Annotated in this window: 20 protein-coding genes; all 20 read right to left on the bottom strand. The window is 33.4% G+C overall.

Annotated elements, in window-relative coordinates:
* Nucleotides 1–82 precede the first annotated feature (82 nt).
* Nucleotides 83–385: a septation regulator SpoVG gene (spoVG, locus tag HMPREF2715_RS08945; protein WP_037552552.1), complete on the bottom strand. Its 303-nt coding sequence runs from the start codon at nt 383–385 to the stop codon at nt 83–85.
* 69 nt (nt 386–454) lie between these two features.
* Nucleotides 455–835 (bottom strand): RidA family protein, encoded by a 381-nt coding sequence (locus HMPREF2715_RS08940; protein ID WP_037552555.1) that lies wholly within the window; start codon nt 833–835, stop codon nt 455–457.
* A gap of 17 nt (nt 836–852) precedes the next feature.
* Complete coding sequence (gene purR, locus HMPREF2715_RS08935) at nt 853–1,677, bottom strand: pur operon repressor (RefSeq protein WP_011276765.1); 825 nt, start codon at nt 1,675–1,677, stop codon at nt 853–855.
* A 16-nt stretch (nt 1,678–1,693) separates the two neighbouring features.
* Nucleotides 1,694–2,542: a 4-(cytidine 5'-diphospho)-2-C-methyl-D-erythritol kinase gene (gene ispE, locus HMPREF2715_RS08930; RefSeq protein ID WP_070582036.1), complete on the bottom strand. Its 849-nt coding sequence runs from the start codon at nt 2,540–2,542 to the stop codon at nt 1,694–1,696.
* Nucleotides 2,543–2,858: 316 nt separating this feature from the next.
* Nucleotides 2,859–3,122 (bottom strand): biofilm formation stimulator Veg, encoded by a 264-nt coding sequence (veg, locus tag HMPREF2715_RS08925; RefSeq protein ID WP_011276767.1) that lies wholly within the window; start codon nt 3,120–3,122, stop codon nt 2,859–2,861.
* 99 nt (nt 3,123–3,221) lie between these two features.
* Nucleotides 3,222–4,112, bottom strand: a complete 891-nt coding sequence (rsmA, locus tag HMPREF2715_RS08920) for a 16S rRNA (adenine(1518)-N(6)/adenine(1519)-N(6))-dimethyltransferase RsmA (protein WP_070442668.1) — start codon at nt 4,110–4,112, stop codon at nt 3,222–3,224.
* Nucleotides 4,113–4,115: 3 nt separating this feature from the next.
* Nucleotides 4,116–4,664 (bottom strand): ribonuclease M5, encoded by a 549-nt coding sequence (gene rnmV / locus HMPREF2715_RS08915; RefSeq protein WP_011276769.1) that lies wholly within the window; start codon nt 4,662–4,664, stop codon nt 4,116–4,118.
* 143 nt (nt 4,665–4,807) lie between these two features.
* Complete coding sequence (locus HMPREF2715_RS08910) at nt 4,808–5,578, bottom strand: TatD family hydrolase (protein ID WP_037552637.1); 771 nt, start codon at nt 5,576–5,578, stop codon at nt 4,808–4,810.
* Between the two features lie 29 nt (nt 5,579–5,607).
* Entirely contained in the window at nt 5,608–7,587 is a 1,980-nt protein-coding gene (gene metG, locus HMPREF2715_RS08905; RefSeq protein WP_037552636.1) for a methionine--tRNA ligase, read from the bottom strand.
* A gap of 251 nt (nt 7,588–7,838) precedes the next feature.
* Nucleotides 7,839–8,681 carry a 16S rRNA (cytidine(1402)-2'-O)-methyltransferase gene (gene rsmI, locus HMPREF2715_RS08900; protein ID WP_070631780.1) on the bottom strand — a complete coding sequence of 281 codons (843 nt, stop codon included), beginning with the start codon at nt 8,679–8,681 and terminating at the stop codon, nt 7,839–7,841.
* 2 nt (nt 8,682–8,683) lie between these two features.
* Entirely contained in the window at nt 8,684–8,932 is a 249-nt protein-coding gene (locus HMPREF2715_RS08895; RefSeq protein WP_037536987.1) for a GIY-YIG nuclease family protein, read from the bottom strand.
* Nucleotides 8,925–9,650, bottom strand: a complete 726-nt coding sequence (locus HMPREF2715_RS08890) for a tRNA1(Val) (adenine(37)-N6)-methyltransferase (RefSeq protein ID WP_070839883.1) — start codon at nt 9,648–9,650, stop codon at nt 8,925–8,927. Before HMPREF2715_RS08890 ends, HMPREF2715_RS08895 begins: the two co-directional genes overlap by 8 nt.
* A gap of 157 nt (nt 9,651–9,807) precedes the next feature.
* The gene (gene yabA / locus HMPREF2715_RS08885) at nt 9,808–10,206 is read right to left on the bottom strand and encodes a DNA replication initiation control protein YabA (RefSeq protein ID WP_053023635.1); all 399 of its coding nucleotides are present in this window, start codon (nt 10,204–10,206) and stop codon (nt 9,808–9,810) included.
* 15 nt (nt 10,207–10,221) lie between these two features.
* Complete coding sequence (locus tag HMPREF2715_RS08880; protein ID WP_070631783.1) at nt 10,222–11,025, bottom strand: PSP1 domain-containing protein; 804 nt, start codon at nt 11,023–11,025, stop codon at nt 10,222–10,224.
* 1 nt (nt 11,026) lies between these two features.
* A complete protein-coding gene (locus HMPREF2715_RS08875; protein WP_048668044.1) occupies nt 11,027–11,953 on the bottom strand; it encodes a DNA polymerase III subunit delta' C-terminal domain-containing protein in 927 nt (308 codons plus the stop codon).
* A gap of 270 nt (nt 11,954–12,223) precedes the next feature.
* On the bottom strand, nt 12,224–12,553 hold the full coding sequence (locus HMPREF2715_RS08870; protein WP_011276778.1) for a cyclic-di-AMP receptor: 330 nt from the start codon (nt 12,551–12,553) through the stop codon (nt 12,224–12,226).
* Between the two features lie 33 nt (nt 12,554–12,586).
* Nucleotides 12,587–13,198 (bottom strand): dTMP kinase, encoded by a 612-nt coding sequence (tmk, locus tag HMPREF2715_RS08865; RefSeq protein WP_037552627.1) that lies wholly within the window; start codon nt 13,196–13,198, stop codon nt 12,587–12,589.
* A gap of 1 nt (nt 13,199) precedes the next feature.
* Nucleotides 13,200–14,540: an aminotransferase class I/II-fold pyridoxal phosphate-dependent enzyme gene (locus HMPREF2715_RS08860; protein ID WP_070631786.1), complete on the bottom strand. Its 1,341-nt coding sequence runs from the start codon at nt 14,538–14,540 to the stop codon at nt 13,200–13,202.
* A 31-nt stretch (nt 14,541–14,571) separates the two neighbouring features.
* On the bottom strand, nt 14,572–15,096 hold the full coding sequence (locus HMPREF2715_RS08855; protein WP_070442680.1) for a GNAT family N-acetyltransferase: 525 nt from the start codon (nt 15,094–15,096) through the stop codon (nt 14,572–14,574).
* Between the two features lie 78 nt (nt 15,097–15,174).
* Nucleotides 15,175–15,312: a hypothetical protein gene (locus HMPREF2715_RS12095; protein WP_154391941.1), complete on the bottom strand. Its 138-nt coding sequence runs from the start codon at nt 15,310–15,312 to the stop codon at nt 15,175–15,177.
* Nucleotides 15,313–15,436 lie beyond the last annotated feature (124 nt).

Below are 15,436 nucleotides of genomic sequence, written 5' to 3'. Positions count from 1 at the left end.
AAAACGCTTTATACCGCACTTGATATTTAAAAAGCAGGTTCAACAAATTTAAATGCTGAACCTGCCATAATGTATGATTTATTTAAGCTTCGTCTGAATCTTCTGATGAAGCATTTTTATCTGGAATAACTTCATCTGTTTCGTCATATACTTTCATAACGGCATCTTGAATTTCTTGTCTCATATCAGAGTTGATTGGATGCGCGATATCACGGAATTCACCATCTGGTGTACGTTTACTTGGCATGGCAACGAAAAGACCTGAGTTCCCTTCAATTACACGTAAATCGTGAATTACAAAAGCTTCGTCTAATGTAATTGAAACAAGTGCTTTCATTCTGCCATCTGTTTCTATTTTTCTAAGTCTAACATCTGTCACTTTCATGTAGTGAGCCCCCCTAGTATATATATATCTTTGTTTGTTAGAAGCTTGACAATTCTTTAATCAAGGAAATTATATTCCTTTTACTTTACCTACAACTTCAATTTCAACTTTAACGTCTTTAGGTAATCTTGCAACTTCAACACAACTACGCGCTGGTTGATGTTCACTGAAATAACTACCATAGACTTCATTTATTTGTTGAAATTCATTCATGTCGGAGATAAAAATGGTTGCTTTCACAACTGAGTTTAAATCCGAACCAGCTTCTTCAAGTACGACAGACAAATTATCTAGCACTTGTTTTGTTTGCTCTTTCACATCATCACTGACAATATTCCCTTCAGTATCTAATGGGATTTGTCCAGATGTGAATACTAAATTATTCACAACCATAGCGTGTGAGTATGGTCCTAAAGCTTCTGGTGCTTTTTTAGTGTTAATTGTTTTCATGATGTAATAAACTCCTTTTAAGAAAATTTAGACAAACTATTGCCAGGTTCTACTTTAAATTCCTGATTGTATTCATCAACATCAGATAATTTAACTAAAGAAGTATAATCCTCAATCAATCTTTGTTTAACTTCTTTTGATTCTACAAGTACAGATACCCCTTTAACTTGTGCCTTAAACTCATTCATAAGATTCATGACACCGTTGATTGAACCTCCTGCTCTCATAAAATCATCCACGACAAGTACATTAGAATTTTCAGCTAATGTACGTTTAGAAAGCACCATTGTTTCGATCTTACGTGAAGAGCCAGACACGTAGTTAATCGATACAGTAGATCCCTCAGTAACTTTATTGTCTTTTCTAATTACTACTACAGGTAAATTTAATACGTTAGCTACCGCATTAGCAAGCGATATCCCTTTTGTAGCGATTGTTACAACCGCATCAAGATCTTCTTCCATATAAATGCTAGCAATTAATTTACCAACTTTATTAAGTAAAGAAGGGTTACCTACTAAATCTGATAAGAAAAGATATCCACCAGGTAATAATCGTTCTTTTTCTTGAAGTAGTTCAATAACTTCTTCAACAATTTCCGAAGCCTCTTCTTTACTCATCATTGGTTTGTAAGTTACACCACCACTAGCACCTGCAGTCGTAATAACTGTACCTAGTTTTTCTTTTTGGAAGGTATTCTTAATAATTTGAACATCTTCACTAATTGAAGACTTCGCTTGTTTAAATTTTTTCACAAAAAAAGTTAAAGGTATTAACTGATTTGGATGATTCATTAAATACTGTGTCATAAAGACGATACGTTCACTTCTTTTATACCTCATTTGTTGTTCAACCCTTCTATCCTAATAATCTTACTAAATACACTTCATTACAGCAGCCATTAACAGCATTATATATCTTTTTCGCTTGGCTTTCTTTTTGAGCAAGCCCATATACGGTTGGACCACTACCACTCATTAATGCGCCATCTGCACCACATTGCAACATATTATTTTTTATTTTTTCAATTTCAGGATGCATTGACATTGATACTGGTTCTAGACGATTCGATAAGCTTTCACATAACTGTTTATAATCACCTTCAACAATCGCCTTCTCGCACATTTCTGTATCTACATGATATGCATCATCCAAATCTAACGCCTTGAATACATCCGCGGATGATATACCTAAATTAGGTTTCGCTAAAACTACCCAAGCTGAAGGTGGCTTTTTTAAAAAGCGTATCTTTTCACCTCTACCTTTGCATACAGCAGTTCTGTTATAGATGCAAAACGGAATGTCTGTTCCAATTTGTATTCCCAAATCACTTAGTTCATGCAAAGATTTATCCAAATTAAACAGACGATTAATACCACGCAACGTAGCAGCTGCATCAGCTGATCCTCCTGCTAAACCGGCAGAAACGGGGATATCTTTATCTATAGTAATGGTGACACCTTCATTTAAATCATAGGTTTCCAACATCAATTGTGCTGCACGATAAGCCAAATTTTTATGATCATTTGGAACATAGTTATGTTCAATATCAACAACGATTTTTTTATCTTTTCTTTTTTGGAAAGATAATCGATCGTTCAGATCAACTGTCGTCATAATCATTGCAATTTCATGATATCCATCATCTCTTTTGAAAAGTGTATCGAGCGTCAAATTTATCTTGGCTGGTGCCGTTTCATATATCATTTTTCCGCCCTCTCTTCATCTATAGTAATAAGATGATTTTAACATAAAGACTTAAAATATTTGATAGATACATGACAAATTTATGTAAAATCTTAATAAAACAATCAATTTAATCTACTAATATACGTTTTCTAATGAAATTATATTATTTTTAAGTAAAATGATTGGAAGTAAGATAGAAGCATTCACTGTCTCACGTTCGACGCATATCTTAATCTTCTACAAAAAAGAGTGTTGAACTTAATAAGCCCAACACCCAATACATTTTAATTTATAGAGTTGTAATACACTAAACCACTCTATATTTATGTCTAAATTAGTGTGCAACTACTTCTTGATGATTATCTTCTTCAAATGAAACTTGTACGTTCTCTGTAAGAACATCCGTATATGTATACGAAACTCTTTCAAAATTATGCTTATCTTGGTCTAATTCAACAACGAATACTGAAGGATACGTTTCTTTTAAAACACCGCAACGTTCGATTGTTTTTTTACGACCACCGTTGGCTTTTAGTACAATACGATTTCCTAAATGACAATCAATAGAATTTTTGATGTCCAAAATTGATTTTGGCATATTGCTCCACCTCGCTACAAGTTACATAATACCATATTTTACAAGGTTATGTCAAATAAAATTTAAATTTTATCAATGTAGTAGCGCTTTGTCAACAATTTAATTTTCTAATTCTGGGAAATTTTTCTTTTCTTCATACAATCGTGCAAAATCTTGTATTGATAGCGTTTCCCCACGTCTTTTAGGATCAATACCTGTTTGTTCAAGCCATTTTAATATACTTTTTCTATGCTTTTTTCCATCTTTAAAGAAATTCTGATAATTGTTGTTAATTGTTTTACGTCTTTGCGCAAAAGCTGCTTTAGCTAATTTAAAGAAAGTTTCTTCGTCATCCACGCTGACGAGTGGCGTCTCTCTTTGCATTAATTTAACAACAATAGAATCTACATTAGGTGGTGGCATGAAAACTGTTTTAGGAACCGTTAACACTTTACTTGTTTCTGTATAGTACTGTGTAACAATAGATAATGAACCATAAGCCTTTGTTCCTACTTGGGCATTTAAACGTTCACCAACCTCTTTTTGCATCATAACAACATAACCATCAATCGGAATATCTTGTTGCATTAAATTCAATAAAATTGGTGTTGTAATATAATATGGTAAATTAGCTACGACCATGATTTTGTCACAATCATTCAAATATGTTTTAACCGCTTTACCAATGTCTGCTTTCAATATATCTTCGTTAATTATCGTTACGTTGTCATATGGCGCTAGCGTTTCTTTTAGTACAGGTATAAGTCGTTGATCAATTTCAAATGACATCACCTTTTTAGCTCTTTTGGCTAATTGCTCTGTTAAAGAACCCATACCGGGACCAACTTCAATAATACCTGTGTTGTCGTCAATTTCACTTGCATCTATAATTTTATGAATGATATTCACATCTACTAAGAAATTTTGTCCTAAACTTTTTTTAAAGTTAAATCCAAACTGATCTAACAATGCCTTAGTTCTAGAAGGTGTCGCAATATCTTTTCTCTCCACCTTTTATTCACTCTCCTTTTCCATAGATAATGCTTCGCGCACATCCGATTCAGTATAACCAAATGCATTGAGTTTCTTAAGCAGTTGCTTGCCATTTGAATGTCCGATGTGTAATTTACGACCTAGTATTTCTCTTTTACGACGTGCGTCTTTACCAATTATTAATCCTAAGTCTATGAGAACACTTTTGTCGATTGATTCTTCCGCTTCTTCAAAAGGAGAACTGACGTGCATTAATGCGTCTCTAATATCTTTTGGATGCGCATGTTCAACACCGATTTTACCACGCTTATTTTTAGCCTTTTCTCTATCTAAATATGCATGTTTAACACCTGAAACGTGTTCTGTAATCGTGTGACGTATTTTATCACCGGGAAAGTCAGGATCAGTTAATACGATAACACCTCTTGTTTCTTGTGCATTTTGGATGACTGCTAAAGTCTCTTTATTGATAGCACTCCCATTTGTTTCAATCGTATCACATTCAACAGCCGACTTTACTCGTTCTGTGTCATCTCTACCTTCTACTACGATAAATTCATTGATTTTCATAATAAAAAATCCTTACCTTTCAAATTCATTTCACATATATTATAACTACTTATCACATAAAAAATGAGAAAGATGTCGTGTGTCATGTTTATAAAATCATACCATGACAGACACGGTTTAACATCTTTCTCAGACATATATTATTATTTTAATTTAAATAAACGTTCAGCATTTTCCGTAGTTTGATGACATACATCTTCGTATGACATACCACGTAATTCTGCAATTTGTTCAGCAACTAAAGTCACACGTTCTGGTTCATTACGTTTACCTCTATATGGATGAGGTGAAAGATAAGGCGCATCTGTTTCAACTAACAATCTATCCATAGGTACATGTTTTGCGACTTCTTTAGGTTGCTTAGCATTCTTAAATGTAACTGGACCACCTAAAGAAATATGGAAGTTCAGCTTATTAATAACTACATCTGCAATTTCAGGAGAACCACTGAAACTATGCATAATTCCGCCTACTTCTTCAGCATGTTCTTCCATTAAGATATCTACACAATCTTGCGTAGCTTCGCGATTATGAATAATGATAGGCAAGCCCACTCTTTTAGCGAGAGTAATTTGCTTTCTAAATACGTCTTTTTGAACTTCAGCTGGAGATTTATCCCAATGATAATCTAAGCCCATTTCTCCAATACCAATAACTTTAGGATGCTTTGATAACTCTTCAATCCATTGTAAACGTTCATCTGTAAAATCAATCGCATCAACAGGATGCCAACCTATAATTCCATAAATAAAATCATATTGATCAATCAGTTCCATAGCACGTTCGATTGTCGGTGTATCAAAACCAACGACAAACATGCGATCAACGCCTGCTTCTCTCGCACGAGAAATGACTTCAGTTAAATCTTCCGCATATTGTTCATCATTTAAATGGACATGTGTATCGATTAACATTTTATCTCTCCTAATTTTACAATTTATTACTATTTAATAACTGCACCATTTGGAATTGCACTTGGTAAACTAACTAATGTTAAGACACCATCTTTTTCAGCTGATAAAATCATGCCTTCTGACTTTTGACCCATTAATTTAGCAGGTTTTAAGTTAGTGACCACTGCAACTTTTTTTCCGATAATATCTTCTGGACGATAAAACTTAGCGATTCCAGAAACAATTTGACGTTGCTCTGAACCTAAGTCAATTTGAATTTTTAACAATTTATCAGACTTTGGAACGTTTTCAGCATCAGTAATTGTTGCTGCTTTAATTTCAACTTTATCAAAATCTTTAATATCAATTTGCGCTTTACTTGGCTCTTCCACTTCATCTTTAGATTCTTCAGACTTTGGAGGTTGCATTGATTCTTTAATATATGCAATTTCCGCTTCAGTGTCTAAACGTGGGAAGATTGGTGTTGGCTTCTCAGTTACCATAATCGGTTGTTTTAATGCACCATATTGTTCAAGACTTTCTAATTCAAATAATTCAGGTTCATTAATATTCAGTTGTTTGAAAATTTCTTTAGGCGCATGTGTTAAGAATGGACGTAGTAATACTGCAGCATATCGAATATTTTCAACTAAATGTGCCATGACATTACCAAGCATATCTTTTTGACTATCATCCTTAGCTAATACCCATGGTGTAGTCTCATCGATATATTTATTCGTACGACTAATAAACTTCCATACAGTAGATAAAGCTACAGAGAATTGGAAACTTTCCATACTTTCATTGAAATGTTTCACAGTTTCATGTGCTAATGCTTCCATATCTTCGTCCAGTTCATGTTTAGGACCTTCATATGCAGGCAGTTCACCTTGGAAATACTTATTAATCATAGAGATTGTACGATTTACTAAGTTACCTAAGTCATTTGCTAAATCATAGTTAGTACGCTCTACAAAAGCTTCAGGAGTGAATACTCCATCAGAGCCAAATGGTAGTTCGCGCATTAAATAATAGCGTGTTGCATCAAGACCATAGCGGTCAATTAATACGTTAGGATCTACCACATTACCTTTAGATTTACTCATTTTACCGTCTTTCATCAGAATCCAACCATGTGCAAATACTTTTTTAGGAAGCGGTAAGTCTAACGCCATTAATAAAATTGGCCAAATAATTGAGTGGAAACGTACAATTTCCTTAGCCATTAAATGCACATCTGCTGGCCAATATTTCTTGAATAATTCATCATCATCCGATAAGTATCCTAATGCAGAAATATAGTTTACTAACGCATCAATCCATACGTATACAACGTGTTTAGGATTGGATGGCACTCTGACGCCCCAGTCAAATGATGTACGTGAAACAGCTAAATCTTCTAAACCAGGTTTAATAAAGTTGTTAATCATTTCATTTTTTCTTGAAGGCGGTTGAATGAAATCTGGATTAGCATCATAAAATTCTAATAATCTATCTGTGTATTTATTAATATTAAAGAAATAGCTTTCCTCTTTAACTAACTCAACCTCATGACCTGAATCTGGGCTTTTTCCGCCAACGATTTTGCCATTTTCATATATTGGATCTACTAATTGCGATTCAGTGTAATATGTTTCATCTGGTACTGAATACCACCCTTCATACTCACCAAGGTAAATATCACCTTGTTTTAAAAGACGCTCAAAAACTTTTTCTACTACTTGTTTATGACGATCTTCTGTAGTACGAATAAAGTCATCATTAGAGATTTCTAACTTACTCCAAAGACTTTTAATACCACTAATCATTTCATCTAAATATTCTAATTCAGTTTTACCTACTTTTTGAGCTTTTTCTTGAATTTTTTGGCCATGTTCATCTGTACCAGTTAAGTAACGAACATCATAACCTTGCATACGTTTATAACGTGAAATCACATCACCAGCTACTGTTGAATATGCATGACCGATATGCAAATTACCACTCGGATAATAAATTGGGGTTGTAATATAAAATGTTTCTTTCGCCATCAATAGTCCTCCTCATCGTTTACAAAATAATAATATATACGTGTTATTTTTTTCATTATGGATTTTGATACTTAAACGCATCACGATATCCTTTTATATTAAGTTATTTCTTATTATAACTCATATCAATTTTCTAATGTCGTATCCTATTAACATTACCATAAATTCATTAATTTATGGGGTATTTCATAAGATTTTCATTGCCCATTTTCCCAGAAAAATATTTAATTAATCAACGTTTCATTGCCACATCATTGATTGACATCATGATATATGTCATAAACTTCTCCAGTCTTCATATGACGGTCTTCTGCGACTAACTTAATCGCCTTTTTAGGTTTAATATTTTGTTCTGATATATAGTGTTCGACATGCTCTGAAATGGTAAGTGATTGAAACCATTGTTCAGTTTCAAGAGGCTTAGCGCCCTCAATCAAGATTACAAATTCACCTTTTTGCATAATTTCATCGTTTTGAAATGCATTTATTAAGTGCCCAACTTCTTGCATCACAATTTGTTCAAACTTTTTAGTTAATTCACGACCCACTGCAACACGTCTAGTATCATCAACTTTGGAAATGGCTTTTAACGTTTCAACAACACGGAATGGTGACTCATAAATAATTAATGTGCTATCTTGAAACATTCGTTCCTGCAATACTGCTACTTTATCTTTTTCTTTTCTAGGTAAAAAGCCTAAAAATGTATACGTATAGGATGGTAGGCCACTTGCCATTAGTGCAGTTAAACCTGCATTAGGACCAGGCACGGTTTCTACATGAATGTCATAACTGTGGGCTGCAACGACCAACTCATAACCCGGATCGCTTATTAAAGGTAAACCTGCATCTGACACTAAAGCGATATTGTAACCTTCATTTAACAAGTCAATTAAATACTCAGTTTGCTGTGACTTATTATGTTCATGATATGATTTGAGCGGTGTTTGAATATCATAATGATTGCAAAGCTTTTTGGTCACTCGTGTATCTTCACAAGCTATAAAATCAGCATTATTTAAAGTTTCAATTGCACGAAATGTAATATCACCTAGATTTCCTATAGGCGTTCCCACTAAATATAATGTCGCCATATTTAACGCTCCTCAATCATTTTTAATTTTTGTTGTCTGCTATATGTTTTAATTTCATACTCTCTTCGCATTGCTTCTGATTTTGAACTAAACATTTCTTGATAAACTAACACTACCGGACGTCTTGTTTTAGTATATTTAGCCCCTTTTCCTGCATTATGCGTCGCAATACGTGCCTCTACATTGGTAGTATAACCCGTATATAATGAATTATCTTTGCATTTAACTATATAAACATAATGTTTAGCCATAATACACCTCTTTCATTTCATTAGTGTAGTCACCCTGATTGTTATAGATGTAAAATGGTGGTGCAATGGTTAATCCCTGGTTACCGTTTTTGCGTCCCTCTACTACAATCGTAACAGCCGATTTATCAATTTTACTATAAATAAAAACCACTCGTTTCGGTTCAATAGTGGCTTTGCGCATCTCAGTTAAGACATCCATTAACCTTTCAGCTCGATGAACCATCATAAGTCGACCACCTTGCTTTAATAAATGACGCGCAGCCAACATACAATCCTCTAATGTACACATAATCTCATGTCTCGCAATCTTATGCGCCTCTTTTTGATGTTGATGACGTTGATTGCTTTTAAAATAAGGAGGATTACACGTGACTAACGTATATTGAGATGGTTTAAAGTTTTGGTACACATCTTTTAAATCCATGTGATGCATTAATAATCGATTCGTTAAATCGTTATATTCGAAGCTACGACGAGCCATATCAGCCAATTGTTCTTGTATCTCGATACTCTCAATTGTTTGCGATCCTTTAGCTGATAACAAGAGTGCAATCACACCATTTCCCGCGCAAAGGTCTAATATTTTGTCATTCTTCCTCACTTCGGTAAAATGCCCTAACAATAAAGCATCTGTTGAAAATGAAAAAACATCGTCATTTTGTATAATTTTCAAATTTTCTTTAAATAAGTCATCAATACGCTCATTAGCTTTTAACATAATCTTTTTTCTCCTAAAAAAGAGATGTCTTTACAACACATCGTTATATTTCAAAGTGTTGAAATCCATCTCTAATCATTAGCGTACGCTTTAATCAATTTCACTTTACATTTGCGACGTACTGTCAATCCACTGGCAATATCAACTGACCAATGGTCTAACTATTTAATACATTCATACATAGTAAACAATCCTCACCATATCGGTGTTTACCAAATAATTCTCCATTACAAATATGAAATCCTTCGCTATATAATACTGCTAAGTTATCCTTACTTGGCAATGGTTTCTTAACATGTTTAATTGAACTTTTATTATCTCTTTCCTTACTCATTGGCTTGTTGTCTTTTTCAATACGATTGGTAACTTTGACATCTTCAACATCTTGTTCACTCTTAGCCATCAATGATTTTAAATTATCATTTTCAACTTGTAAGGCAACATTTTCTTCAATAAGTTGGATAGATAATGCTTTCAGTTCACTCATTTCCTGATTTAATTGATTAACATTACTTTCAAGTTTTACAATTTTTTCAAATAAGTCATTGCGATTCAAAAGTAACGTGCCTCCTTAATTAAAAGCTTCTAATTCTTCCATTTTATATTCTAACGGCTGTTCTAAACCATCGATTTTAACTTGCATTGAAATATCTAGAATATTTAACCCAATGACTTGTCCTTTGCCTTCAGGTGTCACAATTTTATCCCCTAAATCAGGCAACTGTGCTCTTGCCTCTTCATAAAAATCATTTTCATATTTTAAACAACACATCAATCGACCACAAGCACCAGAAATTTTAGTAGGATTTAATGACAGATTTTGATCTTTAGCCATTTTAATTGAAACCGGTTCAAAATCCCCTAAAAATGTGGCACAACATAGTGAACGACCACATGGACCGATACCACCTAGTAATTTGGCTTCATCTCGAACACCGATTTGTCTTAATTCGATACGTGTCTTTAAATTTTGTGCTAAATGTTTTACGAGTTTACGAAAATCAATACGATCATCTGCTGTAAAATTAAAAATTACTTTTGATTTATCTAATGTATATTCACAATTAACTAATCGCATATCCAGTTCCTGTTCTTTAACTAAGTCTTTACATAATTGTAATGCATTAGTGGCATCTTCATCATTTTGATAATACGTTTCGATATCTTGCTCTGTAGCAACGCGTATAATTTCTTTTAAAGGTAATGTGACATCACCATCTTCAACATCTTTAGGTGGAAACTTTACACTTCCAATTTCAATGCCTCTTTTAGATTCGACAACAACCCAATCATCTACATTTACGTCTAAATCATTAGGCGCATAATATTCCAATTTCCCTGCTTTCTGAAATTGTACACCTACGATATTTGGCATTCTAACTCACACCTTTGATTACTATTTGTTCAAATACAAGCGTCGGATTAACATTTTGCATTAATTTTTTGTGCGCTTCTGTAATTTGGTCGTACATTGTTATAACTTGGTTTAGCGATAACTGATTCGCATATTTTTCTATATTACCTTTTAAATCTGTGTATGTAAAATCTCGTTCAATTCCTATTTTGGCATGCATAATATCCTCAAAAAACGCGTTAACGGCTGCTAGCGTTAGTAATTGTAACTTACGATTTTTCGCATTTTTTAATAAATCTATTATTCCAATTAATGCCATAGGTCTATTCGTTAATAATAAGTCACACCAATGTAAAATCACTTTCCTAAGTGTAACTAAATCATGTTCTTCATTTAAATCTATTGCAGTTTCTAGTTGCGTAGTATAGGTGCTTAGCATTTCAGCTACAGCTCTATTAATATCTTCATCAACTAATCTATCTATAAAGTCTTGTTTATCACTTGGTTTAAAATAAACATGCTGACAACGTGAATGAATTGTATCTAAGATTTGTTCTGGCTTCGTTGATAACAAAATGGCTATCGTATTCTCAGGTGGTTCTTCTAAAAACTTTAATATACTATTTTCCCCTTGAACAGTAAGCTTTTCAAAATCTTCAATGATATAAACTTTATGTGTTCCTTCAATAGGAAGTTGATTCATACGATGTACCAATTGCTCAATTTGCTCTTTCTTAATTGAATTTTCTTCAGAAGATACATACATGAAGTCTGGTTGGTTGAAGGTTTCAACTTTCATTTCACATTGCTGATTCCCATTACATAGAATAAGTTTTGCAAATTCCATCGCTACATGCTTCATTGATTGTGCATCATCACCTTCAAAAAGGTAGGCATGCGATAGTTTATTTGAATGATACGCATTCGCTAATTTTTGTTGTTCATCCATGCTTGCTTACTCCTTATTCAACTTTATAATATAAAAGAGGTTAGGACCAAAGCATTTAGAATTTATGCAAACTTACCGATTAGCAAAATTATATTTCAAATTTTGTCGAATCGAGTTTCTCTACAACTTAACATGTTGCAAAAAAGTTTGCTAAATCTGCCTTCAAACACCGTCTATCAGTGTTCCAGAGCATAAGCCATAACGTCCCAACCTCGAATATTGTTTATTCATCTAAGGTGTCTTAATTTCATTATTCATTACTTTTAAATGTTAAAATCTATGGAATGATTCGACTGGCATTACAAATACTGTAGCGCCACCTACTTCCACTTCAACAGGATATGGTATGTAAGAATCTGCACTACCTCCCATTGGTGTCATTGGTGAAACAAGTTGATCTCTATTACCGCAAGTATGATCAATGACTGATAAAATATCATCTACACGGTCATCATCTACACCACATAAGAAAGTAGTGTTACCTGCTCTTAAAAATCCACCAGTAGTTGCTAATTTTGTAGCTCTAAAGTTATTTTTCACGAGTTGGTCTGAAAGTTCTTGACTATCCTGATCTTGAACGATCGCTATAATCATTTTCATTTTAAAACACCTCTTCTTGTTATTATATCATAATTATTTTAAAAAATTTAAGATTATCTCATAAGTTTCATTGACTACATCATCAATATTACGTGTCGCATCTACCACTGCAAAACGCTGAGGTGTTTCTTGAATGATTTGTCGATATCCTTCAATCACCTTCTCGTGAAATGCAATATCTTCTTTATCAAGCCGATTTTGATCTCGTTGATTTTTAAGTATTCTATCTCTACCGACTTCTGCCGTAATATCTAAATAAATGGTTAAATTTGGATAAAGACCATTTATTGCAAAATCATTTAATTGCTTCACTTCTTCAATACCTATACCCCTTGCATAACCTTGATATGCAAGAGAACTATCAATATATCTATCACATAAGACAATTTTATTATCATTTAACGCGGGCACAACTTTTTCTACTAGGTGTTCTCTTCTAGAAGCAGCAAACAACATTGCTTCTGTACGTATGTCCATATTTTCCCCTTCTAATACTACCTTACGTATTTCTTCACCAGTTGGTACTCCTCCAGGTTCTCTAGTAGCAATCAACTGATAATCCTGAGCTAACTTTTCAGACACACGTTGCAATACAGTTGTCTTACCTGAACCTTCAGGACCCTCGAATGTTATAAACGCCGACATTTTATTCATCCTTAACTAATATTTTTTCTTGTCTTATACCTTCAACTCTATCGCCTTTTTGAAGATATTCTCGCATTAATTTTATCATATTTTGGGTTATTCTTTCCCCTTTTAAATAAACAGGGATACCCGGCGGATATGGTATGATGTGCATTGCTAATATCTTACCTATCGATTGATCAATATCAACCCATGTTACGTTACCACTATCTTGTGGGAAGTATGTACCTTCATCTAACGGTATATGTATTGATGTTGATTGTTTAGTTGACAAAGGACATGGTAGATTGATTTTAGTGATTTTGTTTAATAGTGTTTCAAATGGATACTTATCGTCCTCATGCCATAACGGCAATACAAATAAAACTTGCTTGTCGTCAGCTAATTCAATGTATATACCCATTTGTTCAAACCATGTTTGTATTTCAAATCCAGAATACCCTTGATACTGAATTAATAATTTTAAAGGATCACTTACACAAATAGTAGTTAATCCAATCATATTTAGCGTATCAATAAGTTGCTTTCTTTTCTCAAAAAATAGCGTACTATCGTAATCAACATAAAATTGATGTGCTAGCTCAAGACTGGCCATCACTAAATATGAAGGACTAGAAGTCTGATAGTATCCTAGATATCGCACTATTTCATCTTTCAATGGCGCATCTTTATGAATAAACAATATAGATCCCATCGTGAGTGCGGGCAATGTCTTGTGATAAGACTGCACAACATAATCCGCGCCACTTTCAAGTGCAGATTTTGGAAAGTTTTTTAAATTAAAATGTGCACCATGTGCCTCATCAACTAATACTGGTATCGCTTCACGATGTGCTCTATCTACAAATGCTTTGATATCAAAGCATTCACCATAATAGTTTGGATAGGTTACAATAGCTAACTTCTGATTATTAAATGTCATACTTTGTGTGTCCGGACCTAAATATTGACTACTATTATTACTCTTAGTCATTGCTATTATATCAGCAGGTTGCTGTACAATGTCCAATCCATGAAAGACTGATTTGTGCACATTACGACTAATCAAATAATTCCCTTTTAATTTTGAAAATGACTGTATCACTGATAAAATTCCTGAGGTTGTTCCGTTAATTAAGAAATATGCGTCATAATCCGGTTGCTTATGAATATGTTGCATACTTTTTAATATGATATCTTCTGGGTGATGCAAATCATCAAGTCCCGTAATTTCAGTCATATCCATCTTAAAGTCCAAATTTTTTACATTACCGATTGTTCCATTTTTGTGACCAGGTACATGTAAAGAAATAGCATTTTCATTTACCAATTGAGATAATTTATGAAAAATTGGAAGTTCCATATTATACACACTTTCTAATTATTTAGTGCACTTACGATAAATCATCATTGCCATCGCGTTGCTCAATCCACTTTGCTTTCAATAGTCCCATGACATAACAATCTTTATACTTTCCTTGAGTATAAAAATGTTCTTTTAATTCACCTTCTATAATGAAACCTGCTTTTTTATATATGTGCACTGCTTTTTCATTATTCACATCCACATATAAATAAACTTTATTCAGGTTCAAGACTAAAAAGGCGTAATCAACTGCCATTTTAAATGCTTTTTTAGCATACCCTTTATTTCCAAATTGTGAATCTATAATAATTTGAATTTCACAATTTCTATGTACAAAGTTAATTTCCACTAATTCTACAACACCGATAGACGTGTGATCATCTTCAATAATGAATCTTCTCTCTGATTCATCTAAAATATGCTTTTGATATAACGTTTTTAACTCACTTAATGATTCATACGGTTCTTCAAACCAATAAGACATAATCGTATATTCGTTATTTAAATGATGTACAAATTGTAAGTCTGTTTCTTCTAAAGCTCTAATTATCATTCTTGGCACTCCTTTAATTACAGTGTAGACAAGCGATTTAACTAAGTAAAGTAACTCAATACTTTAACTTTCTATTCGTTAAGGTATAACTCTTTCTCTAGCGGAACGTAAATCTGCTACCACCGGCGCTAAGAAACTTACTTTACTTCGAGACAAGCGCTCGCTTCCTTCCTCATTTTCTAAAATTGCTTGTTCTTTTAGCTCAACTAAACTCACTTCTCAATTTTCTCAATTCATCGGATTCAAACACTTTCTCCTCGTAAAGCTATTACACTTTTATTTGTTGTTATCTTATTAAACCCTCGATTTTGTTTTTATGCATAAAAAAAGAGACCTTTCG

The sequence above is a fragment of the Staphylococcus sp. HMSC062A01 genome (assembly GCF_001836805.1).
In the GTDB taxonomy this organism is placed as follows: Bacteria; Bacillota; Bacilli; order Staphylococcales; family Staphylococcaceae; genus Staphylococcus; species Staphylococcus haemolyticus.
This window is presented reverse-complemented; position numbering and strand designations above follow the sequence as displayed.